Source organism: uncultured Rhodospira sp. (assembly GCF_937138205.1).
In the GTDB taxonomy this organism is placed as follows: Bacteria; Pseudomonadota; Alphaproteobacteria; order Rhodospirillales; family Rhodospirillaceae; genus Rhodospira.
In genome coordinates this window covers 21737-46799 of sequence record NZ_CAKZOT010000112.1, presented here as the reverse complement: position 1 = coordinate 46799, position 25063 = coordinate 21737, and the positions used below count along the sequence as shown (strand labels likewise).

Annotated in this window: 23 protein-coding genes; 19 read left to right on the top strand and 4 right to left on the bottom strand. The window is 66.1% G+C overall.

Translation table 11 applies throughout. The features are described from left to right. Positions 1 to 273 precede the first annotated feature (273 nt). The 7 genes from uvrA to Q0309_RS16050 all read left to right on the top strand — a co-directional run bounded on the left by uvrA (position 274) and on the right by Q0309_RS16050 (position 6597). Positions 274 to 3132, top strand: coding sequence for an excinuclease ABC subunit UvrA (gene uvrA / locus Q0309_RS16080; RefSeq protein WP_299443503.1), 2859 nt, complete (start codon positions 274 to 276; stop codon positions 3130 to 3132). A gap of 93 nt (positions 3133 to 3225) precedes the next feature. Beyond that, positions 3226 to 4101 carry a DUF2971 domain-containing protein gene (locus tag Q0309_RS16075; protein ID WP_299443500.1) on the top strand — a complete coding sequence of 292 codons (876 nt, stop codon included), beginning with the start codon at positions 3226 to 3228 and terminating at the stop codon, positions 4099 to 4101. Continuing rightward, entirely contained in the window at positions 4101 to 4898 is a 798-nt protein-coding gene (locus Q0309_RS16070; RefSeq protein WP_299443497.1) for an Rpn family recombination-promoting nuclease/putative transposase, read from the top strand. Before Q0309_RS16075 ends, Q0309_RS16070 begins: the two co-directional genes overlap by 1 nt. 26 nt (positions 4899 to 4924) lie before the next feature. Beyond that, positions 4925 to 5251, top strand: a complete 327-nt coding sequence (locus Q0309_RS16065) for a nucleotidyltransferase family protein (RefSeq protein WP_299443494.1) — start codon at positions 4925 to 4927, stop codon at positions 5249 to 5251. A 74-nt stretch (positions 5252 to 5325) separates the two neighbouring features. Then, the gene (locus Q0309_RS16060) at positions 5326 to 5631 is read left to right on the top strand and encodes a nucleotidyltransferase substrate binding protein (protein WP_299443491.1); all 306 of its coding nucleotides are present in this window, start codon (positions 5326 to 5328) and stop codon (positions 5629 to 5631) included. Positions 5632 to 5649: 18 nt separating this feature from the next. Further along, positions 5650 to 6093, top strand: a complete 444-nt coding sequence (locus Q0309_RS16055; RefSeq protein ID WP_299443812.1) for an Rpn family recombination-promoting nuclease/putative transposase — start codon at positions 5650 to 5652, stop codon at positions 6091 to 6093. A 45-nt stretch (positions 6094 to 6138) separates the two neighbouring features. Continuing rightward, on the top strand, positions 6139 to 6597 hold the full coding sequence (locus Q0309_RS16050; RefSeq protein WP_299443488.1) for a hypothetical protein: 459 nt from the start codon (positions 6139 to 6141) through the stop codon (positions 6595 to 6597). Positions 6598 to 6613: 16 nt separating this feature from the next. Here the strand turns inward: Q0309_RS16050 and Q0309_RS16045 are convergent, their stop codons facing one another. From Q0309_RS16045 to ectA, 3 genes are all read right to left on the bottom strand, one after another. Continuing rightward, positions 6614 to 7006 carry an ectoine synthase gene (locus tag Q0309_RS16045; RefSeq protein ID WP_299443485.1) on the bottom strand — a complete coding sequence of 131 codons (393 nt, stop codon included), beginning with the start codon at positions 7004 to 7006 and terminating at the stop codon, positions 6614 to 6616. Between the two features lie 106 nt (positions 7007 to 7112). After that, positions 7113 to 8405 (bottom strand): diaminobutyrate--2-oxoglutarate transaminase, encoded by a 1293-nt coding sequence (gene ectB / locus Q0309_RS16040; RefSeq protein WP_299443482.1) that lies wholly within the window; start codon positions 8403 to 8405, stop codon positions 7113 to 7115. A gap of 58 nt (positions 8406 to 8463) precedes the next feature. Further along, positions 8464 to 8967, bottom strand: a complete 504-nt coding sequence (ectA, locus tag Q0309_RS16035; RefSeq protein ID WP_299443479.1) for a diaminobutyrate acetyltransferase — start codon at positions 8965 to 8967, stop codon at positions 8464 to 8466. 714 nt (positions 8968 to 9681) lie between these two features. On the opposite strand from ectA, the gene Q0309_RS16030 reads away from it, so the two are divergent. From Q0309_RS16030 to Q0309_RS15980, 11 genes are all read left to right on the top strand, one after another. Next, positions 9682 to 9924, top strand: coding sequence for a hypothetical protein (locus tag Q0309_RS16030; protein ID WP_299443476.1), 243 nt, complete (start codon positions 9682 to 9684; stop codon positions 9922 to 9924). A 262-nt stretch (positions 9925 to 10186) separates the two neighbouring features. Beyond that, the gene (locus Q0309_RS16025; protein ID WP_299443473.1) at positions 10187 to 10846 is read left to right on the top strand and encodes a VTT domain-containing protein; all 660 of its coding nucleotides are present in this window, start codon (positions 10187 to 10189) and stop codon (positions 10844 to 10846) included. Positions 10847 to 11004: 158 nt separating this feature from the next. Then, complete coding sequence (gene frdA / locus Q0309_RS16020) at positions 11005 to 12765, top strand: fumarate reductase (quinol) flavoprotein subunit (protein ID WP_299443470.1); 1761 nt, start codon at positions 11005 to 11007, stop codon at positions 12763 to 12765. After that, entirely contained in the window at positions 12762 to 13511 is a 750-nt protein-coding gene (locus Q0309_RS16015) for a succinate dehydrogenase/fumarate reductase iron-sulfur subunit (RefSeq protein WP_299443467.1), read from the top strand. Before frdA ends, Q0309_RS16015 begins: the two co-directional genes overlap by 4 nt. After that, the gene (locus tag Q0309_RS16010) at positions 13508 to 13900 is read left to right on the top strand and encodes a hypothetical protein (RefSeq protein WP_299443464.1); all 393 of its coding nucleotides are present in this window, start codon (positions 13508 to 13510) and stop codon (positions 13898 to 13900) included. The genes Q0309_RS16015 and Q0309_RS16010 overlap by 4 nt, the downstream gene beginning before the upstream one ends. Before the next feature lie 2 nt (positions 13901 to 13902). Beyond that, positions 13903 to 14250, top strand: coding sequence for a fumarate reductase subunit FrdD (frdD, locus tag Q0309_RS16005; protein ID WP_299443461.1), 348 nt, complete (start codon positions 13903 to 13905; stop codon positions 14248 to 14250). A 32-nt stretch (positions 14251 to 14282) separates the two neighbouring features. Next, positions 14283 to 17369, top strand: coding sequence for a malto-oligosyltrehalose synthase (gene treY / locus Q0309_RS16000; protein WP_299443458.1), 3087 nt, complete (start codon positions 14283 to 14285; stop codon positions 17367 to 17369). 177 nt (positions 17370 to 17546) lie between these two features. Then, entirely contained in the window at positions 17547 to 17840 is a 294-nt protein-coding gene (locus tag Q0309_RS15995; RefSeq protein ID WP_299443455.1) for a hypothetical protein, read from the top strand. 118 nt (positions 17841 to 17958) lie between these two features. Beyond that, positions 17959 to 19479, top strand: coding sequence for a UbiD family decarboxylase (locus Q0309_RS15990; RefSeq protein WP_299443452.1), 1521 nt, complete (start codon positions 17959 to 17961; stop codon positions 19477 to 19479). A gap of 99 nt (positions 19480 to 19578) precedes the next feature. Next, on the top strand, positions 19579 to 20922 hold the full coding sequence (locus tag Q0309_RS15985; protein ID WP_299443449.1) for a TldD/PmbA family protein: 1344 nt from the start codon (positions 19579 to 19581) through the stop codon (positions 20920 to 20922). An 8-nt stretch (positions 20923 to 20930) separates the two neighbouring features. Further along, positions 20931 to 21980 carry a low specificity L-threonine aldolase gene (locus tag Q0309_RS15980; protein ID WP_299443445.1) on the top strand — a complete coding sequence of 350 codons (1050 nt, stop codon included), beginning with the start codon at positions 20931 to 20933 and terminating at the stop codon, positions 21978 to 21980. Positions 21981 to 22018: 38 nt separating this feature from the next. Here Q0309_RS15980 and glgC read toward each other — a convergent pair whose 3' ends face one another. Further along, positions 22019 to 23344 (bottom strand): glucose-1-phosphate adenylyltransferase, encoded by a 1326-nt coding sequence (gene glgC / locus Q0309_RS15975; RefSeq protein WP_299443442.1) that lies wholly within the window; start codon positions 23342 to 23344, stop codon positions 22019 to 22021. Between the two features lie 234 nt (positions 23345 to 23578). Between glgC and glgA the strand changes: the two genes are divergently transcribed. Next, positions 23579 to 25021, top strand: coding sequence for a glycogen synthase GlgA (gene glgA / locus Q0309_RS15970; protein ID WP_299443439.1), 1443 nt, complete (start codon positions 23579 to 23581; stop codon positions 25019 to 25021). The last annotated feature ends 42 nt before the right edge of the window (positions 25022 to 25063 follow it).

Below are 25063 nucleotides of genomic sequence, written 5' to 3'. Positions count from 1 at the left end.
AACCTTCCGTCGCAACGGGATCACGCGGCCAGCATCGCGTCGAGGGAACGACCACCCCGGAACAATCCCCCGGGCGGCGCGGCTGTGTAGACCAAGGCGGCCCCGGGGGCAAGCCCCGAGACGACTCGGATCGAGCATCTCACCATGACGGGGGGAGCCGCACCCCGCAAGATCCGCGCGCGACGGCGGCCAGGGGCGCGCGCTTGTCCGGACGCCGGCAGGCTTCTATGTACCGGGAACCCGCCCTTGGCCTCACCGATCCCATGGAAGACCATGACCCAGGACATCCGCGTCATCGGCGCGCGCGAGCACAATCTGAAGGGCATCGATGTCACCCTGCCCCGCGACCGGCTGGTGGTGATCACGGGGCTGTCCGGGTCGGGCAAGTCGTCGCTGGCGTTCGACACCATCTATGCCGAGGGCCAGCGGCGCTATGTCGAATCCCTGTCGGCCTACGCGCGGCAGTTCCTGCAGTTGATGCAGAAGCCCGACGTGGAGTCCATCGAGGGCCTTTCGCCGGCCATCTCCATCGAGCAGAAGACCACCAGCCGCAATCCGCGCTCCACCGTCGGCACGGTCACCGAGATCCATGACTACATGCGCCTGCTGTGGGCGCGGGTCGGCGTGCCGCACTCGCCAGCCACCGGTCTGCCCATCGAAAGCCAGACCGTCAGCCAGATGGTGGACGCCATTGCGGCCATGGACGAAGGGACACGGCTGTACCTGCTTGCCCCCATCGCGCGCGGTCGAAAGGGGGAGTTCCGGAAAGAATTGGCGGACCTGCGCAAGCGCGGGTTTCAGCGGGTGAAGGTGGACGGCGAGGTCCACGACATCGCCGACGTGCCGGCCCTGGACAAGAAGCGCAAGCATGACATCGCCGTCGTGGTGGACCGGGTGATCGTCAAGCCGGGCCTGGAGACGCGCCTGGCCGACTCGGTGGAAACCGCCCTGGGCCTGTCCGATGGCCTGCTGATCGCCGAGAACGCTTCCACGGGCGAGGAGACGGTCTTTTCCGCCAAGTTCGCCTGCCCGGTCTCCGGCTTCACCATCGAGGAGATCGAGCCGCGCCTGTTCTCCTTCAACAACCCGTTCGGCGCCTGCCCGGCCTGCGACGGTCTGGGGGTCAAGCTGTACTTCGATCCCGACCTCGTCGTGCCCAACCCCGACAAGACCCTGCGCGACGGCACCGTGGCGCCGTGGTCGTCGTATGGTCAGCCCTCGCCCTACTACGCCCAGGCGTTGGCCAGTGTGGCGGCCCACTTCGGCAGCGACATGGACACGCCCTGGCAGGACATGCCGGAGCGGGCGCGCGAGGCCATCCTGCACGGCTCGGGCGACGAGATCATCGCGTTGCACTTCGACGACGGCAGCCGCTCCTATCGCACCGAAAAACCGTTCGAGGGCGTGATTCCCAACATCGCCCGGCGTTGGCGCGAGACGGAGTCCCAGGGGATGCGCGACGAGTTGTCGCGCTATCAGGCCTCCCACTCCTGCGAGGCCTGTAACGGGTTCCGCCTGAAGCCCGAGGCGCTGGCGGTCAAGATCGACGGCCGCCACATCGGTGAGATCTCCGACCTGTCCATCAGCGCGGCCCTGGACTGGTTCTCGGGCCTGGAGGAGCGCCTGCGCCCCAAGGACCGCGAGATCGCCCACCGCATCCTGCGCGAGATCACCGAGCGGCTGGGGTTCCTGACCAGCGTGGGCCTGACCTATCTGACCCTGTCGCGCACATCGGGCACGCTGTCCGGCGGCGAAAGCCAGCGTATCCGGCTCGCCAGCCAGATCGGATCCGGCCTGACCGGCGTGCTCTATGTGCTGGACGAACCGTCCATCGGCCTGCACCAGCGCGACAACGACCGCCTGCTGACGACCCTGAAGCGGCTGCGCGACCTGGGCAACACCGTGATCGTGGTCGAGCACGACGAGGACGCCATCCGCGCCGCCGATTATCTGGTGGACATGGGACCCGGGGCCGGCGTCCACGGCGGCCGGGTGGTGGCCGAGGGCACGCCGGATGAGGTGATGGCCAATCCCGCCAGCCTGACCGGCCAGTACCTGACCGGCCGCCGCGTCGTGCCGGTGCCGGAGGCGCGCCGGCCCGGCAACGGCAAGGTGCTACGCGTCGAGGGCGCGCGCGCCAACAACCTTCAGGATCTGTCGGTGGACATCCCGCTGGGCACCTTCACCTGTGTGACCGGGGTGTCCGGCGGCGGCAAGTCGAGTCTGGTGATCGAGACGCTTTACAAGGCTTTGGCGCGCCAGCTTCACGGCGCCCGCGAGCTGGCCGGCGCGCACGCGGCCATTCGCGGCGTCGACCATATCGACAAGATCGTCGACATCGACCAGTCGCCCATCGGCCGCACGCCGCGCTCCAACCCGGCCACGTACACCGGCGCCTTCACGCCCATCCGCGACTGGTTCGCCAACCTGCCGGAGGCCAAGGCGCGCGGCTACAAGCCGGGGCGGTTCTCGTTCAACGTCAAGGGCGGGCGCTGCGAGGCCTGCCAGGGCGACGGCGTCATCAAGATCGAGATGCACTTTCTGCCGGACGTCTACGTCACCTGCGACGTCTGCAAGGGCAAGCGGTACAATCGGGAGACGCTGGAGGTGCTGTTCCGGGGCAAGTCCATCGCCGACGTCCTCGACATGACCGTTGAGGAGGCGGAAGATTTCTTCAAGGCCGTGCCCATCATCCGGGACAAGATGGCGCTGTTGCAGCGGGTGGGCCTGGGCTACATCCACCTGGGGCAGCAGGCGACCACCTTGTCCGGCGGCGAGGCGCAGCGGGTCAAGCTGTCGAAGGAATTGTCGCGGCGGGCGACGGGGCGCACGCTCTACATTCTCGACGAGCCGACCACCGGCCTGCATTTCGAGGACGTGCGCAAGTTGCTGGAGGTGTTGCACCACATCGTCGACCAGGGCAACACGGTGCTGGTGATCGAACACAACCTGGAGGTCATCAAGACCGCCGACCACATCATCGACCTGGGGCCGGAGGGTGGCTCCGGCGGCGGCCGGCTGGTGGCCGAGGGCACGCCCGAAGAGGTCGCCGAGGCGCGGGACAGCTACACCGGGCAGTACCTGAAGGGGCATTTGCTGGAGGCGGCGGCACGGAAGCGACGGCCGGCGTAGTGACAAAGAAAAGGCTTGATCTTTTCACCATTAAGAGTCTGCAAGACGTTTAAGTGCATGATTTTTGTTTAGTTAAGAAAGGAGAAGGCTAGAATGACGCAAAATGACAATACGAATTGCAGTGGCGGCTCTGTTTTTAAGTTCGTTTCGGGCGTATCGGCTGTGGAACACTTACTGTGTGGCAGGCTAAAATTTACGAGAATTAGGGATTTGAATGATCCTTCTGAGCTACTGCCTACCGTTGACAAACAAGAGCTCAAAGAAAGCTTGAACGCACTACGTCAAAGAGGGCATAGCCAAGAAGATATCGTGGCGTTACGCCAAGCCGAAAAACTAATGAGCCTCCTGAGCCCAAAGGAAGTTGTTATTTCTGCGCCGTCGGACACAATACAGGCGGATAACATATTACAGTATCACATATATGATAATATTGAATACATGATCAAAAAAATAGGCATTACCGCAGAGAATTTTAGAAACAAGATTGGCTTGTTCTGCGCTAGCCGGACATACGACTGCTTGCCGATGTGGGCACACTACTCAAACAATGCAAAGGGGTATGTAGTAGAGTTTGCTGGTTTGGCTGACGCTTTCCCTAAAGACGATACCGGATTGATCGGTGAACTTCTTCCTGTGACTTATGATCGGCATATTTCAGGCGTAACTTTTGATCCACAATCTTACAAATCCATCTTTCTCGCCAAATATCCAGACTGGAGTTATGAAAGAGAGAGAAGAATAATACAGCCATTAAATCTATGTGAAACAACTACATTACCGGATAGAAGCGAGATATATACAAGATCGATAGAAAAATCACGCGTCCGCTCTTTAATATTTGGCTGGCATAGTCCGAATTGTGAAAAAGAACACCTCGCGTCTTTTGTTAACTCTATAAATCCAACCGTGAAATGCTACACAGCAAACGTTGATATGGGCTCTGTAGTCTTAAGTGACTTAAATAGGTAATGTTTATACTGAATGGGCCGGACGTCTACCTCTACCTGCTGCTGGAGTTCCAGTCGACGCCGGACTGGTGGATGGCGGTGCGCGCCCAGGTCTACGAGGGCCTGCTGTGGCAGCACGTGATCGCCGAACACCGCCTGAGCCCAGGGGACCCGCTGCCGCCGGTTTTTCTGATGGTGCTCTACAACGGCGCCCGGCCATGGGCGGCACCGACCGACACCACGGGCCTGATCGGCCTGCCGGAAGACTCACCATTGTGGCCTTGGCAGCCGAGAATCCGCTATCATCTTCTGGACATGGGCCGGATGCCCGAGGATGCGTTGACCGGTCGGGATTCGCTGACGTCTCTTTTGGTTCAGTTGGAACGCCCGCACGAGCTCGAGGCCCTGAAACAGGTGATCGACGCCGTCGTCGGCTGGTTCCGGACACATCCGGACTATACGGACCTGCGGCGGCTGTTCACCGAACTGATCGGTCAGGCGATGGCGGGCGGTGGTCTGCCGGGGCCGGTGCCCCGCGACCTGATGGAGATGCGAACCATGCTGGAGATTCTGATCGAGGAGTCGAAGCGCAAGTGGCGAGCCGAAGCCTTGGCTGAAGGCAAGGCTGAAGGCGAAACGAAGGGGCGATCCGAGGGGCAGAGGCAGATGCTCATGCGGTTGCTCGAGCACCGCTTCGGCCCGCTTTCGGATGACCGGTGCGCCCGAATTCTTTCCGTCGACGAGGCCACGCTCGCAACGTGGGAAAAACGGCTGTTCGACGCCCAGAGTATCGACGATATCCTGGCGCCGCCGCACTGACCGGGGCACTGATGCGGCCCGCCGCCATGACCACGCTGGATCAGGAAACGGAGCCCGACCGCCACGCCCGCTACCTCGCCACGTTGCGCGCGGTGGTGCGCAAGGCGTTGGCCGGCACGGGCGCGCGGGCGTGGCTGTTCGGGTCCCGGGCGACCGGCACGGCATATCCCGGCAGCGACGTGGACATCGCCATCGACGCCCCGCCGGAGATGTCGTCCCTGATCATCGGCGACCTTCGCGAGGCGCTGGAGGACACCAACGTCCCCTGGGTTTGCGACGTTGTGGACCTGCGCAGGACATCGGATGATTTTCGCGGTCGTGTGTTCAGGGAGGGTCTCCCGTGGACAGAGTGACGGAACGCCTCGGTCTGGCGGGAAAGGCGTAGGCGACGCTGTTCGCGGCGCTGGACAACGATGCCCTGCCCGCCGTGGAACGCCGCGACGTCTGTATACTCCGGTTCGTGTATTCGTTCGAGGCCACCTGGAAAGCTGCCCAGGCCGTGTTGCGGGAGCGCCACGGAGTCATCGCCAACACGCCGCGCGCGGCCATCCGTTCGTGCGTCACCGCCGGCATTCTTGATGAGCCAACGGGTGAATCCACCCTCACCATGGTCGATGACCGCAATCTGGCCTCCCACACCTACAACGAGGAACTGGCGCGGGGTCTTGAACGGAATCTCCCCACCCACGCCGCCGCCCTGCGCGCCTGGCTGGAGGGGCTGAAAGATGCCTGACCCAACGTCCATCGAACGATAACCGACGCCGACACGCTCTATCACCGTCTGTTCTCGCACCCGCTGATGGTCGAGCAACTGGTGCGCGATTTCGTGCCCGATGCCATGGCCGTGGGGCTGGATTTCGCCCGGATGGCGCGGGTCTCGGCCAAGTTCCACGGCCATCGCGTCGGCACCCGCCGGGACGGTGACGTCATCTGGCGCCTGCCGACCCAGACCGGGCCGGACGTCTACCTTTACCTGCTGCTGGAGTTCCAGTCGACGCCGGACTGGTGGATGGCGGTGCGCGCCCAGGTCTACGAAGGCCTCCTTTGGCAGCACATTATCGCCGAACACCGGTTGAGGCTCGGTGCCCCCCTGCCTCCTGTGCTGCTGATGGTGCTCTACAACGGCGCCCGCCCATGGACGGCGCCGACCGACACCACGGGCCTGATCGGCCTGCCGGAAGGCTCGCGGTTGTGACCTTGGCAGCCCCGAATCCGCTATCATCTTCTGGACATGGGCCGGATGCCCGAGGACGATCTGGTCGGTCGGGAGTCGCTGGCGTCCCTGCTGGTGCGTCTGGAACGGTCGCCGGAGCCACGTGATTTCGCGCGCCTGACCGAAGGCGTCATCGCCTGGTTCCGGCGGCATCCGGACTACGCCGACCTGCGGCGGCTGTTCACCGAGATGCTGGGGCAGGCCATGACGGGCGTTGGCCTGCCCGGCCCCATGCCCGACGACCTGATGGAGGTACGAACCATGCTGGCGACCCTGGGCGAGGAATGGAAGCGCAAGTGGCGGGAGGAAGGCCTCGCCGAAGGCCAGGCCAGAATGCTCATCCGGTTGATCGAACACCGATTCGGTCCCCTGCCGGAGCACGATCGCGCCCGTATCCTGTCCGCCGACGAGGCCACGCTCGCAACGTGGGAAAAGCGGCTCTTCGACGCCGAGAGCACCGACGACATCCTGGCGCCGCCGCACTGACGGCGCCAGAACCCGGTCACGCCTCGGTCAAAAGCGGATAGACGCCGTTCTCGTCATGCACCTCGCGGCCGGTCAGCGGCGGGTTGAAGACACAGACCATCCGCATGTCGCGGGATCCGCCGCGCAGCTTGTGCCGCTCGTGGCCGTTCAGCGCATACAGCGTGCCGTCCTTGAGGGGATGGACGATGCCGGTCTCCAGGTCCTCGATCTCGCCGTCCCCCTCGACGCAATACACCGCTTCCAAGTGATTGGCGTAGTGGATGTAGGTCTCGGTGCCGGCGCGGATGATTGTGTCGTGCATGGAAAAGCCCATGCCGTCCTTGCGCAGCAGGAACCGGCGGCTGACCCAGTTGCCGCCATCCACTTCGGCGTCGGTGCCCGCGAGGTCATCGAGCTTCTTTACGATCATGGATTAACTCTCTTCTGTAAGGTGTTGTTCTCAGACACAATTATCCCTGCCCGCCGCCAGAAACGGGACGCGGGCAGGGATACGCAGGGATCGGGGCTGAGCCGGATCAGGCGGCCGCGACGGTGTTGTTGGCGACGCGGGCGGCCACGGCGTCAACGGCGCGGGCCATGATGTCCAGGCCCTCGCGCAGGGCGTCCTCCGGGATGGTCAGCGGCGGCAGCAGCTTGGCGACCTCGGAGTCCGGCCCGGAGGTTTCCATGATGACCCCGTTCTCGAACGCGTGCGCGCACACGGCCGAGGCCGCGCCCGGGACATCCAGGGCGATGCCGCACATCAGGCCACGGCCTCGCACCTGCGGCTTCAGTTCCGGGTGCTTGTCCGCCATCGCGGTCAGGGCCTCTTGCACGATCTCGCCCTTGCGCAACACCTCGCGGGTCAGGGTATCGTCGGTCCAGAAGCGCAAGGACTCGGTCGCGGTGACGAAAGCCGTTGAGTTGCCCCGGAAGGTGCCGTTGTGTTCGCCCGGACCGAACAAATCCATGTCAGGACGCACCAGAACCAGCGCCATCGGCAGGCCGTAGCCGCTGATGGACTTGGACAGGCAGACGATGTCCGGCTTGATGCCGGCCGGCTCGAAGCTGAAGAACGGCCCGGTTCGGCCACAGCCCGCCTGGATGTCGTCCACGATCAGCGGCAGGTCCCAGCGGGCGCACAGGTCGTTCAGGCGCTTCAGCCAGCCGAAGGAGGCAGCGTTGATGCCGCCCTCGCCCTGCACCGTCTCGACGATCACGCCGGCCGGCAGGTCCATGCCGGAGCCGCCGTGTTCCAGCATCCGTTCCAGGTAGGACAGGCTGTCGAAGCCTTCCTCCAGGAAATCGGCGAACGGCATGAAGACCGTGTTGTCGAGCGGCAGGCCGGCACCGCCACGCTTGAAGCTGTTGCCCGTGACCGCCAGCGAGCCCAGGGTCATGCCGTGGAAGGCGTTGGTGAAGCTGACGATCTTTTCGCGCCCCGTGACCTTGCGGGCCAGTTTCAGGGCGGCCTCGACGGCGTTGGTGCCGGTCGGCCCCGGGAACAGGACCTTATGCTCCAGGCCGCGCGGGGCCAGGATCACCTCGTGGAAGCGTTCCAGGAAGCGGGCCTTGGCGGTGGTGCCCATGTCGAGCGCGTGGGCAATGCCGTCCCCGGCGATGTACTCGATCAGCGCCGCCTTCATGGCGTCATCGTTGTGGCCGTAGTTGAGCGCGCCGGCCCCGGCGAAGAAATCGATGTAGGACCGGCCGCTCTCGCCCTGGACCAGGTGCCCCTTGGCGGTAGTGAACACGTCCGGGAAGGACCGGACATAACTGCGGACGGCGGACTCGTGGCGATCGAAGACATCCAGGGATGCGGAGGTCATGAAGCGGTTCCGTTTCTTGGGACTGGAAGAGGTTGTTCGCTGGGGCAGGCGGAGCGCGTTACGCCGCCTTCGCCTGCCGCAACGGACCGATGCGGAACAGGTGTTCCGGCTCGAAACTGGCCTGCGCCTCGTGCGGCGGCGGGAACGCGTCTTCTTCGAACAGGGGCGCGATCTCGCAGGAGACGCCGTGGCGGCGCGCGATGCCCTTGAACAGCCGCGCGGACGGTTCGTTGGACGGCGTGACCGAGGCTTCCAGCCAGCGGGCCTGGCCGTCCAGCGGCGCCGTCCACAGCAGATGCTCGATCATGCGCGAGGCCAGACCCTGCCCCCGCACCGTTTCGGACACGGCGACCTGCCAGACGAACAGCGCGTTCGGGCGCGCCGGCGGCGCGAAGCCGATGACGGAGCCCACCGGCTCGTCGTCCTTTTCCGCGATGATGCAGGTCTGCGGGAAAAAATGTCCCATCATCAGATAGGCATAGGGCGAGTTCAGGTCCAGCTTGCCGCTATCGCGGGCCAGGGTCCAGATGGCCGATCCGTCCTCGGCGGTCGGATGGCGCATGTGAACGCCACCGGTCTGCGGCGGCTGTGGGACCGGGCGGGCGGCAGTCTTCGTCCGGATGGAGGAGATTGATGCTTCGGTCATCGTTCCCTCGGGCGAATGGCTAGGGTGCGTGTCACGCCGGATGCGCGGCGCGTCATCCGGTTCCGGAACAGTCATGATCCTGAGAAACACCGGCTCGGTGAGTGTTCGTACGGAAACGACCACGCTCCCTGGGAGTTCAGGTGAAGCGATCGGGTTGCCCCAACCGCCAACGACGATGCCACCCGGTGGGCGGCTGACGGAGATCGGGCCGGTCGATCTCCCCTCGTTGGCCAAGAGAATACCTCACCACGGGAAATTGTCAACCCTGTTGTCACAACATCACGCGGGCTATGAAAAGTGAATAATTGGAAATAAAATTTATTTCGCCTGACAGCCTATCGGTTATGACCTTCAATAAAATCATTTTCATTCATCAATGTCACATTTTTTTCTCTTTAGGGGGTTGCGTTTTCCCGTCGGATCCGTATTATCCCGTCTCGATGTCGCGCGTCCCCGTTCGGACGAACCATCCGGACACCGGGCAGGACCCAGACCCAGCGGTGTTGAGGCGACGCAGGTTGAGCGCCGCCCGGACGTGCCCTGGACACGCGACGAGGCTCGGGGGCCCCCACGATTTCCAGACCGCCCCCTCGCTTTTTCCCATTCAATACTTGATGGAGGACTTCCGTCATGAAAGGTCATATTGTCGTCGTTTCGCATCATGCGGACGGCTATCATGCCGACGTTGTCGGCGTTCGGAATTGCGGCGCCGTCGGCCCGACCGTGGACGATGCCGTCAACGAAGCCTCCAAGGCGCTGAATGCCCTGGCACGCGGCGGTGCGTCGCTGCCGGCGCCGCGTCCGTCGATCGCCATGCTCGACGAGGTCGAACGGCGGGACGGTGTGGCGGGGGCTTGCCTGCGGGTGGCCTGATCGACGCGCGCGGTGGCGCCGGCCGGCCGAGATCGCCACCCGGGTCGCGGCGCTGGTCGCGGAATGATCACTGGGATCGGGATGCGCGTGGCGATACCCTACCGCCATGTCGCATCTGGATCCTGAGTGCCCGACACCCCAGCCGCCGCCGGAAAGCGGGGAGCCGCGCCTCCGAGAGGCCCTCCGAGAGGTACGGTCCGCCGGCCCCCGGCGGGTACCTTGGGCGCGCGCCGCTTTTCTGGCGAGCTTGCTCGGCGCCGGTGTGCTTGTGTGGCGGCTGACGCCACTCGCGGAAGCCGTCTCGCCTGACACCCTGCTTGCTTGGCGTGACGCTCTGGGCGCATGGCCCTACGCCCCAGCCGCCGCCATCGCCCTGATGGCCGCGGCGATGCTGCTGATGGCCCCCCTCATCCCGCTGACGCTGGCCATGGCGCTGGTGTTCGGACCGGTGCACGGCAGCCTCTACAGCTCCATCGCCGCGCTGATCAGCGCGGCGATCGGCTGTCAGGTGGGCCGCGCCCTGGGCCGCGATGGCCTGCGCCGTCTCATGGACCGTCATCCTCAGGTGCGCCGGGCCGTGCGCGCCATCCGCCAGCACAGTCTGAAGGCCGTGATCGTCGCGCGCGTCGTGCCGATCCTTGTGTATGGCGTGGTCAACATCGTCTGCGGGGCCACCGGCCTCGCCTGGCGTCCCTATCTGCTCGGCACGATCCTCGGCATCGTTCCCTTGATCCTCGTCGTCAGCACCATCGGCGCCGGCCTGGAGCAGGCGGCGCGGACATCCCTGGGCGCCCCAACGCTGGCGATCGCCGCCGTGGGGCTTGCCGGATTGGTCGCCGTCGGCTGGTCGATCCGCGACGTTTCGCGGCGGCGCGCGCCGGTCAATGACGCGGACAAGCCGGAGCCCCACGGGAATCCCTGAGGGTGGACCCTCGAACTTTCACAGGGCGGACATCACATCCGGCGTACACGCCGGCGCCCCGATCTGTTAGCGTTTGACCCCCGTCGTTCAAGACCCCTCATCGTTCAAGAACAGGTCCGGTTCCGACCATCCGGATCGCAGACCGTGGAGCCCACCTCATGGAAACCATCGAGTCCGATGTCGTCATCGTCGGCGCCGGCGGTGCGGGGTTGCGTGCCGCCATCGCCCTGGCCGAGGCCGACCCTGGACTGCGCGTCTCCCTGCTGTCGAAGGTCTATCCGATGCGCAGCCACACCTGCGCGGCCGAGGGCGGCGCGGCCGGCGTGGCCGGAGCCGACGACAGCATGGACCTGCATTTCAACGACACCGTCGGCGGCGGCGACTGGCTGTGCGACCAGGACGCGGTGGATTTTTTCATCAACGAGGCCCCCAAGGAACTGACCCGCCTGGACCACTGGGGCTGCCCCTGGAGTCGGGACAAGGACGGTCGGGTCAGTGTTCGCCCGTTCGGTGGCATGAAGATCAAGCGCACCTGGTACGCCGCCGACAAGACCGGCTTTCACCTTCTGCACACCCTGTTCCAGACGTCGTTGCAGTTCGAGTCCATCCGTCGCTTTGACGAGGTCTTCACCACCGACCTGCTGGTGGTCGACGGCAAGGTCCAGGGCTGTTGCGCCGTCGAGATGCGCTCGGGCGAGATGAAGCAGTTCCTGGCCCCGGCGGTGATCCTGTGCACCGGCGGCGGAGGCCGAATCTTCCCCTTCACCACCAACGGCGCCATCAAGACCGGTGACGGCATGGCCCTGGCCTATCGCGCCGGCGTGCCGCTGAAGGACATGGAGTTCGTGCAGTACCACCCCACCGGCCTGCCGGCGACGGGCATCCTGCTGACCGAGGGGTGCCGTGGCGAGGGCGGCGTCCTGCGCAACAAGGACGGCTACCGCTACCTGCAGGACTACGGCATGGGACCGGAGACGCCTCTCGGCGAGACCGTCCTGAAGACCATGGAACTGGGGCCGCGTGACCGCCTCAGCCAAGCCTTCTGGCATGAACAGCAAAAGGGCAACACGGTTCCCACCAAATGGGGCGACTGTGTCCTCCTGGACATGACGCACCTGGGCGAGAAGAAAATCCACGAGCGCCTGCCCTTCGTCCAGGAGCTGGCGCACGCCTACGCCAGCGTGGACATCGTCAAGGAGGCGGTACCCATCCGCCCCGTGGTGCACTACATGATGGGCGGCATCCACACCGACATCAACGCCGCCACCCCCCTGCCCGGCCTGTTCGCCGCCGGCGAATGCGCCTGTGTCAGCATCAACGGCGCCAACCGCCTGGGCTCCAACTCGCTGACGGAACTGTTGGTGTTCGGCAAGCGCGCCGCCGAAAGCGCGGCCGAATACGTGCGCTCCGCCGCGCCCAAGACGGACAGGGCCGCCGCCGACCAACAGGCCAGCGCCGCCGAGGCCCGCGTGCGGGCGCTGTTCGAGCGGACCGAGGGCGCGGAAACCATGACCGCCATTCGCAACGCCATGACCCACACCATGGAGACAGGCGCCGGCATCTACCGCGACGAAGCCATGCTGACCGACACGGTCAACACCCTGGCCGACCTGCGCAGCCGGCGGTCCGGCATCGCCCTGCGGGACAAGAGCAAGGTCTTCAACACCGAATTCACGCAACTGCTGGAACTCGACAACATGCTGGACGTGGCCCAGGCGGTCGCCGTCAGCGCCCTGGCCCGCAAGGAATCGCGCGGCTCGCACCAGCGTCTCGACTATGTGGAGCGCAACGACGACACCTACCTCAAGCACTCGATGGCCCATTACCAGGGCGAGGACGCGCCGCGCATCGACTATCTGGACGTCGTCATCACCAAATCCCGTCCCGGGGTGCGCGACTACTCGGGAGCGAAGTCATGAGCCAACGGCAGATCACGTTCGAGATTCTCCGCTACGATCCGGAAACGGAGTCCGAGCCCCGCTTCCAGGCCTATTGCGTGCCGTGCGAGGAAGAATGGGTGGTGCTGGACGCCCTCAACTACATTAAGGACAACCTCGACGGCACGCTCAGCTACCGGTGGTCCTGCCACATGGCCGTGTGCGGCAGCTGCGGCATGATGATCAACGGCGAGCCCATGCTGTCGTGCAAGGCGTTCGTGCGTGATTTCCCCAACGGTGGAAGCATCCGCGTCGAGCCGCTGACCCATTTCCCGATCGAGCGCGATCTGGTGGTCGTCATGGACGACTTCATGGACAAGCTGCAGGCGGTGAAGCCCTACGTTATCCCCAAGAAAAAACGTACGGTCGAGGACGGCACCTACAAGCAGACACCGAAGCAGCTCCATCAGTACCAGCAGTACTCGATGTGCATTAACTGTATGCTCTGCTACGCCGCCTGTCCGCAGTACGCCCTCGCGCCCGATTTCATCGGTCCCGCCGCCCTGGCGCTCACGCATCGCTACAACCTCGATTCGCGTGACCACGGCCGCCCGCAACGCCAAGAGGTCGTCGCCGCCCACGAGGGTGTGTGGGAATGCTCGTTCGTGGGCGCCTGTTCCGAGGTCTGCCCCAAGGATGTCGATCCCGCCGGGGCCATCCAGCAGATGAAGATCGCCAGCACCGTGGACTGGTATCTGGAGCACCTGATGCCGTGGAGGCGCAAATGAGCCGCAACCCCTATGTGCGCGAGGTCCCCCGGACCACATGGTACATGCGCAACCGCCGCTACATCCGGTACATGCTGCGCGAGGTCACCTGCGTGTTCATTGGCCTGTACGCGGCCAGCCTGACCGTGGGCTTGGTGCGTCTGGCCCAGGGGCCGGGCGAGTGGGCCGTTTACGTCAACGGGATCTCGTCACCGTCGGGCCTTCTGTTCAGCCTGCTGGCCCTCGGGTTCGCCTGTTACCACTCGATCAGTTGGTTCAACGTCACGCCCAAGGCCATGCGCATTCCCAGGGGTGACGACTTCGTTCCCGGCCCGGCGATCATCAGCGCCCACTACATCATCTGGGGCGTGGTTTCGCTGGTCTTCCTGCTGATGATGGGAGTCCTCTGACCATGGCCAAGTCCAACAAGCCCATCGTCTGGGGCCTGTTCGCCGCCGGCGGCACCGTTGCCGCCTTCGTCATCCCCGTCATGATCCTGATCACCGGGTTCCTGCTGCCGCTGGGCCTGTTCGGGTCGGGCGAGGCGTCGTACGAGCGCATGAGCGAGATCGTCGGCAACCCGCTCGTCAAGATCGTGCTGTTCGGGATCATTGTCCTTGCGCTGTGGCACGCCGCTCACCGACTGCGGATCACCGCCCACGATTTCGGGATCCGGAATGACGCGCTGGTGGCCCGCGGCGTCTATGGCTTCGCCGCGTTGTTCAGCCTGATCGCCCTCATGGCCCTGCTGTCGATTTGATCCCTCGGGTCCCGGTCACGAAAGGGCGAGGCATGGTGTCCGAACAGGTCGGCCGCACGGGCGGTGGGGATACCTCCGGAGCGGGGCGTGCCGCCGTACCCGATCATCCGCGCGCCACCTTCAGGCTCCAGCTTTCGCCGGATTTTGGTTTCGATGCCGCCGCTGCCGTGGTGCCGACCCTGGCCGCGCTGGGGATCAGCCACGTCTATCTGTCGCCGATCCTGATGGCCCGGCCGGGCTCGCAGCACGGCTACGACATCATCGACCACAGCCGTATCAACCCGGAACTGGGCGGCGAGGAGGCGTTTCGCCGCTTCAGCGATACCCTTCTGGACCATGGCCTCGGCCTGATCCTCGACTTCGTGCCCAATCACATGGGCATCGGCGTCGACGAGAACCGGTGGTGGCGCGACGTGCTGGAGTGGGGCCGCGAGAGCCCGCACGCCGACTGGTTCGATATCGACTGGGAACCGGCCGAGCCGTCCCTGCACGGCAAAATCCTGCTGCCGGTCCTGGGCGACCACTACGGCGCCATCCTGGAACGGGGCGAACTGACGCTGCGGTACGACCGGGATTTGGGCGGATTCGTGGTCCGCTACTATGAGCACACCTTCCCGATTCGCCCGCATGACTACGGCGATATCCTGCGGCGCGGCGTGGCGGCCGGCCATGCAGAGGATAATGTTCTCGCCCTGGTGATGGCCGGCGCCGATTCATTGCGCGCCGGCGACCGGGAGATCGGCGGCGTGCTCGGCCGGCGACGCACCGCCACCGTCGTCAAGCGCCGGTTGGCCGAACTCTTGGACGAGAGCGACGAGGCCCGGGCCGTGGTTGCCGCCGCCGAAACCGCCTTCGCCGGCGAGCCCGGGCGACCGGCCAGCTTCGACGACCTTGATGCGTTGATCGAGCGCCAGTCCTACCGCCCGGCGTTCTGGCGCGTCGCGGCGCATGAGATCAACTACCGCCGGTTCTTCGAGATCAACGACCTCGCCGCCCTGCGCATGGAACGCGAGGACCTGTTCGATACCGCGCACCGGCTGATCCTGCGCCTGATCGCCGAGGGCCGGGTGCAGGGGGTTCGGCTCGACCACGTGGACGGGTTGTGGGACCCCGAGACCTACATGCGGCGCCTCCAGGCCGAAGCCCGGTCCGCACGTGTGCGTGGCCTCGAGTCCGGGACGATCGCGGCCGACCCGGCCGCCGAACCGGGCGGCTTGCTTGGACCTTCGCCGTTCGGCCCCGACCAACCGTTCTATCTACTCGTAGAAAAAATCCTGGCGCCGCACGAGCGCCTGCGCGACGGTTGGCCCATCGCCGGGTCCACCGGCTACGAGTTCATGAATCAGGTCCTGGGTCTGTTTGTGGATCCCGAGGGGGAGCCGGACCTGGAGCGGGCCTATGCGCACGGTGTCGGCGGCGTCGTCCCCTACGAAACCCAGGTGCGCGCGGCCAAGCGGCAGGTCATGGAAGAGTCCCTGGCCAGCGAAATTGGCGTCATGGCCAACCGGCTGAGCCGCCTGGCGAAACGATCGCGGGCGACGCGGGACTACGCTCGGCTGGCCTTGCGCACGGCGCTGATTAACGTGATCGCCCACTTCCCCGTGTACCGCACGTACGTCAATCCGCACGCCCTGGCCGACTGGGCGAACCTTTCCGAGGAGGCGGACCCCCATGCCCGCATCGACGAACAGGACCGTCGCGACCTGCAGTGGGCCATCGGCCGGGCGCGCAAGGCGGCGCGCACGCCGGACCTGTCCATCTACGACTTCCTGTACGACGCGCTGACCGGCGATCTCGCCCTGAAGGGCGCCGGCCACCCGCCCGACGAGGTCCTGGACGTGGCCATGCGGGTGCAACAGCTCACCAGCCCGGTGATGGCCAAGGCCATGGAGGACACGGCGTTCTACCGGTATGTCCGTCTGGCGGCCCTGAACGAAGTGGGGGGCGAGCCGGACCGGTTCGGCCTGTCGCCGACCGCGTTCCATCACGCCTGTCTGGCGCGTCTCGAGAACTGGCCCTTCGGCCTGCTGGCCACCGCCACGCACGATCACAAACGCGGCGAGGATGCCCGGGCGCGCCTGGCGCTGATCTCGGAGTGTCCGGACGCCTGGAGCCGTCGGGTCCAGCGCTGGCAGGACTTGAACCAGCGTCGGCTGACGGTCCTGTCCGAGAACCGTCGCGCGCCCAGCGCCAACGACGAGTACCTGTTCTACCAGAGCCTGCTGGCCAGCTGGCCGCTGGAACTGGCGGAGACGGACGCGGACGGCGCCGTCGCCGCCATGGACGAGGGCGCCCTGGAGGCATACGCCGAGCGCATGGTGGCCTACATGTTGAAGGCCGTGCGCGAGGCCAAGGTGGAAACCGCCTGGACCGCGCAGGACCCCGAGTACGAAGCCGGCGTTGAGGGGTTTGTCCGCTCCGTCCTGTCGCCCACGTACGCCACCGCGTTCCTGACGGACATGGCGGCGTTCGTGGCCCGTCTTGCACCCGCTGGCGCGGTCAACGGTCTGGCGCAGACGACCCTGAAACTGACCGTGCCCGGTGTCCCCGATCTGTACCAGGGCACCGACCTGTGGGACTTCAGCCTGGTCGATCCCGACAACCGCCGTCTGGTGGATTTCGAGGCACGGGCGCGCTGGCTGTCGGAGGGTGGCCGGGTGGCCGACCATCTGCCCTCTTGGCGAGACGGGCGTGTCAAACTGCTGCTGATCGCCACCCTGCTCGATCTCCGGCGCCGTGCGCCAGCCCTGTTCGCGCGCGGATCCTACATTCCCCTGGACGTGGTCGGGGACCACGCATCGCGGGTGCTGGCGTTTGCCAGGGTTGCCCCGCGCCCGGAAACGGACGACAACCCGCCGAACGCGTCCCGTGCCATGATCGTGGTGGTGCCACGCTTGGTTTGGCCCCTGATGCAGGACACAACGGTGCCTCTGCCGCAGGGTTGGGGCAGCACGCAGGTTCTTTTGCCCGCCGAGGCAGCCTGGTCCGCAGGTCCGTGGCGTCCGGCCCTGGACGGCCCCGATGCGCCGCCCGTGCAGCCGGACCGGCACGACGGCGCTCTGCCGCTCGCGCACCTGCTGGCGGAGACCCCAGTCGCGGTGCTGGTGAACGAGGCTTGAATATCAGACTCCCCCCGTGCAATATTTGGATCGGGCAAGACAAGGGGCCGGCTCACGACTTGAGCGCAGGGGCGCCGACAGTCGCGAGCACGGGGGGATGGCGGTCGCTCCGCGTGGCGGGGGCCGTGCGTGAATCGTCTGTCACCGCTCCCACGGGCCTCCGGCGAGGCATGAACCATGAGCTTTTTCAGACGCTTGATGGGTGCCATGGGGGCGAACATGACCCCACGGCACGGCATTGAGGTGGGCGACCGATTCGTCAAGACCGACGGGCAGTACCAGTCCGTCTGGACGGTGCGCCAGATCGTCCATTTCGACGGCATCCCGCCCCATGTTCGTCTTGTTCCCGACCACGAACAGGATCTGGGGTACCGGACGATTTCGGTGTTGGTGCTCCATGATGCCGACTTCTACCGGGCCGTCGCGCCCTCGTCATCCGGGCATGGCCGTCAACAGCGGGCGCGGGCCTGACCGGCCCCGCCGGCTCCGGCGGGAAATCAGGATAGCGCCGTAACACGCCAGATGGTAAGGGAAACGCTCGTCGAGCCTTTGCCACGCCGGACGCCGGTCCGGACCCGGAGACCCCTTCATGCCCTTTGAGTCCCTGCGCGACTTCATGGACCGTCTGGAACGGGACGGCCGGCTTTCGCGCGTCTCCACGCCGGTCTCGCCGGTTCTGGAAATGACGGAAATCCAGACCCGCCTGCTCGCCGAAAAGGGTCCGGCGGTGCTGTTCGAAACCGTGGTGGGCGACCACGGCCGCCGCTATGACATGCCGGTGCTGGTCAATCTGTTCGGCACCGTCGAGCGCGTGGCCTGGGGCATGAACCGGACCCCGGCGCAGTTGCGCGAGGTCGGCGAGACCCTCGCCTTCCTGAAACAGCCGGAGCCGCCCGGCGGCTGGCGCGATGCGCTGGAGATGATGCCGCTGCTGAAGACCGTGCTGGCCATGAAGCCCCGCTCCGTCTCCCGCGCGCCCTGCCAGGAGGTGGTGTGGACCGGCCAGGACATCGACCTCGCCCGCCTGCCGGTGCAAACCTGCTGGCCCGGCGAGCCGGCGCCGCTGATCACCTGGCCGCTGGTGGTCACCCAGGGGCCGCAGGGCGGCAAGGGCGGCCGGCGCGAGGACGCCTTCAACCTGGGCATCTACCGGATGCAGGTGACGGGCCGCGACACCACCTTGATGCGCTGGCTGAAGCATCGCGGCGGCGCCCAGCACTACCGCCGCTGGGCCGCCGAGAAGAAGCAACCGCTGCCCGCCGCCGCCGTGATCGGTGCCGATCCTGGTGTGATCCTGGCCGCCGTGACGCCGGTGCCCGATACGCTGTCGGAGTACCAGTTCGCAGGCCTGCTGCGCGGCAAGAAGGTGGACCTGGTGGACTGCAAGACGGTGCCGCTGAAGGTGCCGGCGACCGCCGAGATCGTGCTGGAGGGCCACGTCATGCTGGACGAGTTCGGCGACGAAGGCCCCTACGGCGATCATACGGGCTACTACAACGCGGTCGACCAGTTCCCCGTGTTCCGCATTTCCGCCATCACCATGCGGCGCGATCCGATCTACCTGAGCACCTTCACCGGCCGCCCGCCGGACGAGCCGAGCGTGCTGGGGGAGGCCCTGAACGAGGTGTTCATTCCCTTCCTGATCCAGCAGTTCCCGGAGGTGGTCGATTTCTGGCTGCCGCCCGAAGGCTGCTCCTACCGCATCGCCGTGGTCAGTATGCGCAAGGCCTACCCGGGCCATGCCAAGCGGGTGATGATGGGCGTGTGGTCCTTCCTGCGCCAGTTCATGTACACCAAGTTCGTCATCGTCGTGGACGACGACATCAACGCCCGCGATTGGACGGACGTGATGTGGGCGATCTCGACCCGCATGGACCCGGCCCGCGACATCACCGTTGTCGAGGGCACGCCCATCGACTACCTGGACTTCGCCAGCCCGGAAAGCAGCCTGGGCGGCAAGATCGGCCTGGACGCCACCAACAAGTGGCCGCCCGAGACGCACCGCGAGTGGGGCACCCAAATCCGTATGACCGACGACATCATCGAGCGGGTGACCGGCAAGTGGCGGGACTACGGCCTGCCCGGCTCCGGCACCCCGATCTGGCGTTGAGCCCACCATTCACAGCCCCCGACCGGGTGCTATAGGATCGCCCGCGCCCGCCAGGCCCCATGGCCCGCCGCTTTCCCTCGCCCACCGGAGACCGACCGAATGCCGGAAACCGATTCCCAAGCCCTTCTCGAAGACCTGATCGACCGCGCCCGCAAGGCCGGAGCGGACGCCGCCGATGCCTTGCTGGTGGACGGGGTGTCCGTCTCGGTGGCGTGGCGCATGGGCGCCCTGGAGCGACTGGAACGCGCAGAGGGTGGAGACATCGGCCTGCGGGTGTTCGTCGGCAACCGCCAGGGCATCGTGTCCAGCGCCGAGCGCTCGCCGGCGGCGTTGCGGGATCTGGTGGACCGCGCCGTGGCTATCGCCCGGACAGTCCCCGAGGATCCGTATTGTGGCTTGGCCGAACCGGAACAGCTCGCGCGAGACCTGCCGGTCCTCGACAGCCGCGATCCGACGGAACCCTCGGCCGAGACCCTGACCGAGATGGCGCGAACGGCCGAGGACGCCGCCCGCGCCGTGCCGGGGGTCACCAACTCCGAGGGCGCCGAGGCAAGCTGGTCCCTGACCAGCGTGACTCTGGCGGCCTCGAACGGGTTCGCTCACCGCTACGAGCGGACAGGCAGCTCCCTGGCTGCCAGCGTCATCGCCGGCTCGGACAGCGACGGCATGGAGCGGGACTACGACTACTCCGCCGCCGTTTTCCGCGCCGATCTGCGCGATCCGGCCGAGGTCGGGCAAAGCGCCGGCGAGCGGGCGGTGCGGCGCTTGGGCGCGCGCCGGCCGGCCACCATCAAGGCCCCGGTGGTATTCGATCCGCGCATCGCCCGGTCCCTGGTGGGGCACCTTCTGGGGGCGATCAACGGTGTCGCGATCGCCCGGGGCACCAGTTTCCTGAAGGACCGCATGGGCGAGCCGGTGTTCGCCCCCGGGATCACGATCATGGACGACCCGCACCGGCACCGGGGGCTGAAGTCCCGCCCCTGCGACGCCGAGGGCCTGCCCACGCGTCCCATGGCGTTGGTGGACGACGGCCGTCTGACCACGTGGTTGCTGGACCTGCGTTCGGCCCGTCAACTGGGGTTGGACAGCACCGGCCACGCCAGCCGGGGCGCCGGCTCTCCGCCCAGTCCGGGCGCCAGCAATGTCTATCTCAGCCCCGGCGCCGTCACGCCGGACGCGTTGATCTCGGACATCAAGGAAGGCTTCTATGTCACGGAGGCCTTTGGACAAGGCATCAACATGATCACCGGCGACTACTCGCGGGGCGCGGCCGGGTTCTGGATCGAGAACGGCGAGATCACCCACCCCGTCAGCGAATGCACCATCGCCGGGACGTTGCAGGAGATGTTCCGAGCCCTGACCCCGGCCGATGACCTGGTGCTGCGCTACGGCACCGACAGCCCGACCGTGCGCATCGACGGCATGACCATTGCCGGGCAGTGACCGAAGCCATGGACCTGCGCAGCGACAACGTGACCGGCGCAGCGCCGGAGATCATTCGGGCCTTGGCCGCCGCCGCCGAAGGACCGGCCGAGAGTTATGGCGCCGACCCGTGGACCGAACGCCTGCGCGTTCGGCTTTGCGAGGTGTTCGAGACCGATGTCGAGGTGTTTCCGGTGGTGACCGGAACGGCGGCGAACGCCCTGGCCCTGTGGCAACTCGTCCCCCCTTACGGCGCCGTCTTCTGCCACGAGGACAGCCACGCCAACACGGATGAGTGCGGCGCGCCGGAGATGTTCACGGGCGGCGCCAAGATGGTCGGCCTGCCCGGCCCCGCTGGCAAGATCCGGCCCGACGCGCTTGACGCGGCCGTTCGCCGGACCGGCTACCGCCCCGTGCACCGGGTTCGCCCGTCGGCGGTGAGCGTAACCCAGGCGACCGAGTGCGGCACCGTGTACACGGCGGACGAGGTGCGCGCGGTCGCCGACGTCTGCCGGCGGCACGGCCTCGCCCTGCACATGGACGGCGCACGGTTCGCCAATGCCCTGGTATCACTGGGGTGCAGGCCGGCCGATCTCACCTGGCGCGCGGGCGTCGACGTCCTCAGTCTGGGGGCGACCAAGAACGGGGCCTGGGCGGCCGAGGCCGTGGTGTTCCTCCGGCCCGGCCTGTCGGCGGACTTCGCCGAACGGCGCAAGCGGGCCGGCCACCTGCTGTCCAAGATGCGCTTCGTCTCGGCCCAACTGCTGGCGTATGTCGAGGACGACCTGTGGTGCCGTAACGCCGCCCACGCGAATGCCATGGCGCGCCGCCTGGGTAAAAGCCTGGCTGCCCTGCCGGGGATCGAGGTGCCCGATCCCGTGCAGGCCAACATGGTCTTCCCAATCCTGCCACGGCCGGTCCGAGAGGACCTGCGCACGGCCGGGTTCGCGTTCCACGACTGGCCGTCGGACTACGACAGCATGGTGCGTCTGGTGACCAGTTTTCAGACCACACCGGACGACGTGGATGCGTTCATCGCCGCAACGGCGCGGGCGCTCGCGGCCCACGCCGTCGTGTAGGGGTCTTCGGGGGGCACGGGGGGCGTCGGACAGACGCCCTACCCCTCCAGCTTGTCGAGCATATCCTGTGTGATCAGGGTCACGCCGCCCTTGGTGTGGACAAACCGGCGCGCGTCCTCTTCCGGATCCTCGCCGACCACCAGGCCGGCCGGAATCTGAGCCCCGGCGCCGACCACCGCCTTTTTCAGGCGCGCGTGGCGACCGACGTCCACGCCGGGCAGAATGACGCACTGGTCAACCGCTGAATAGGAATTGACGCGGACGTCGTGGAACAGCAGCGACCCGCGCACCGATCCGCCCGAGACGATACACCCCGCTGACAGCACGGAGTCGACCGCCATCCCGCGCCGTTCGTTCTCGTCGAACACGAACTTGGCGCCGGGGCGCTGAACCACACTGGTCCAGATCGGCCATGCCGGATCGTAAAGATCTAGGTCGGGTGTCACCGTCACGAGGTCCAGGTTGGCCGCCCAGTAGGCATCGACCGTGCCCACGTCGCGCCAGTAGGGCTCGTCCCGCGCGTGCGGGGGATAAACGCAGCTTTCCTCGAAGCGGTGCGCGACCATGCGTGACCGGCCCAGCAGCGCCGGCAAAATGTTCTTGCCAAAGTCGCGCGACGAGTTGGGATTGCGCGCATCCTCCTCCAGCACCTCCATCAGGAAGTCGGCGTTGAACAGATAGATGCCCATGCTGGCAAAGGCGCGGTCGGGCTTGCCGGGAATACCCGGCGGATCGGCGGGTTTCTCCAGGAATCCGGTGATGGTGTCGTTTTCGTCCACGTCGACCACACCGAAGGCTGTCGCCTCCATGCGTGGCACCTCGATGCAGGCCACCGAAACGTCGGCGCCCGCCCGCAGATGCGAGGCCATCATCTTCGAGTAGTCCTGCCGGTAGACGTGGTCGCCCGCCAGCACCAGGATATGGTCGGCGCCGTGGGACTGGATCTGCTCGATGTTCTGATACACGGCGTCGGCCGTGCCCTGGTACCAGGCGGCGGAGGCCGTCTGCTGCTGTGCCGGCCACAGTTCGACGAATTCGCCGACCTCGCTGCGCAGGAAGCCCCAGCCGTGTTGAATGTGGTGGATGAGTGTATGGGCCTTGTACTGAGTCAGAACACAGATGCGGCGCAGGCCGGAGTTGATGCAGTTCGACAGGGGGAAGTCCACGATCCGGTACTTGCCGCCGAACGGTACGGCCGGTTTGCTTTCCTTGTCGGTCAGGTCGAGCAGTCGGGAGCCCCGGCCTCCCGCCAGCACCAGAGACAGCGTTCCACGCATCGCCTGGTTGACATCATTGGCGAAGGCCAGTTCATCGGCGATCGCATGGCCATACCGTGACGATGGCCCGCTCGCGTGGTCAGTCATTCGGTTCGCTCCTTATCCGTGCCGCACCCTGTTTCTTGGCCATGAGTGGCGCCGTCGGCGCGACATTTACATGACTCTGGCGGTCAATCAATGAACGGAATGTGACGGCATCGCCCCGGCTTCGGAACGGTGTTGTGGATGGAAACCAGCCGACCATTGCCGCGGGGCTTTGCTTCGCGGCGACGGAAGGGTAAGGTCCCGCGCACTGCACCACAGACACCAGGATTTCCGTTCATGCGCGTCCTCTTCGTGACATCGGAAGCCCACCCGCTGGTCAAGACAGGCGGCCTGGCCGATGTCGCCGGCGCCCTGCCCCTCGCCCTCGGCCGGTTGGGCGTGGATGCCCGCATTCTAATGCCCGCCTATGCCGGTCTTCTGGACCGGGTCGAGGTGACCGGGCCGGCCCGCAACCTTGGTGAGGTGTTGCCCAACGTTCGGGCGCAATTGGTGCCCGCACGTGACCCCGATGGCGGGCGCCAGCTTCTGCTGGTGAACTGCCCGGCCCTGTTCGAGCGGCCCGGCGGCCCGTACCTCGACGAACATGGGCACGACTGGCCGGACAATTTCCTGCGATTTGGGTTGCTTGGACGCGTCGGCGCCATGGTAGCCGTCCAGGGCGCCTGGCCGGAGTGGGCGCCGGATGTGGTCCATGCCAGCGACTGGCAGGCCGGCCTGACGCCCGCCTATATGTCGCTGTTGGGCGCCCGTCGCCCGGTGACGGTCTTCACGGTGCACAATCTGCACTATCAGGGCATTTTCGGCCGCGAGATCCTGCCGATGGTCGGACTGCCGGATGTGCTGTTCTCGATCGAGGGCCTCGAGTTCTACGGCCATGTCTCTTACCTGAAGGCCGGCCTGTACTACAGCCAGTTCCTGACCACCGTCAGCCCGACATACGCACGCGAAATCCAGACCCAGATGGGGGGCGAGGGTCTGCACGGCCTGCTGTCGAACCGCGCCGCGCACCTTCAGGGCATTCTGAACGGTGTTGATCAGGACGACTGGAACCCCGCCATCGATCCGCACATCGCGGCACCGTTCAGCGCGGACGACCCGTCCGGAAAGGCCGCCTGCAAGGCGGCGTTGCAGCGTGAAATGGGGCTCGCCGAACGGCCCGATGCGCCGCTGTTCGGCGTGGTCAGCCGCTTCGTCGAACAAAAGGGCATCGATCTGGCCCTGTCCGTCATTTCCACGATCGTCGACAACGGTGGACAGATCGTGATCCTGGGCTCGGGTGACCCCGGGCTGGAGTGGCATGTCCGTGGCGCCGCCGGTGCCATGCCAGATGCGGTCGCCGCCCGGATCGGCTATGATGAGGGCCTGTCGCATCGGATCCAGGCCGGGTGCGACGCCTTGTTGGTTCCGTCTCGGTTCGAGCCCTGCGGCCTGACACAGCTTTACGCCATGCGCTACGGCACCGTGCCGGTGGTGCGCCGGACGGGCGGTCTGGCCGATACGGTGATCGACGTTGACGAGGCCAGCGCGGGCACCGGCATCGTGTTTGACCATCCCCTTCCCAGTGAGTTGATCGGCGCCGTCCGCCGCACCGTAGACCTGTACCGAACCCCGGACGCGTGGCGGGCCACCATGCTCAACGGGATGAGGCTTGACCACAGTTGGGACCGCGCCGCCCGCGAATACCTTGGGCTTTATGGCGAAGTTCTCCACGCGGACTGATCCTTCCGCCAGCCATTGGCGACCACCCTACCCGCCACCACG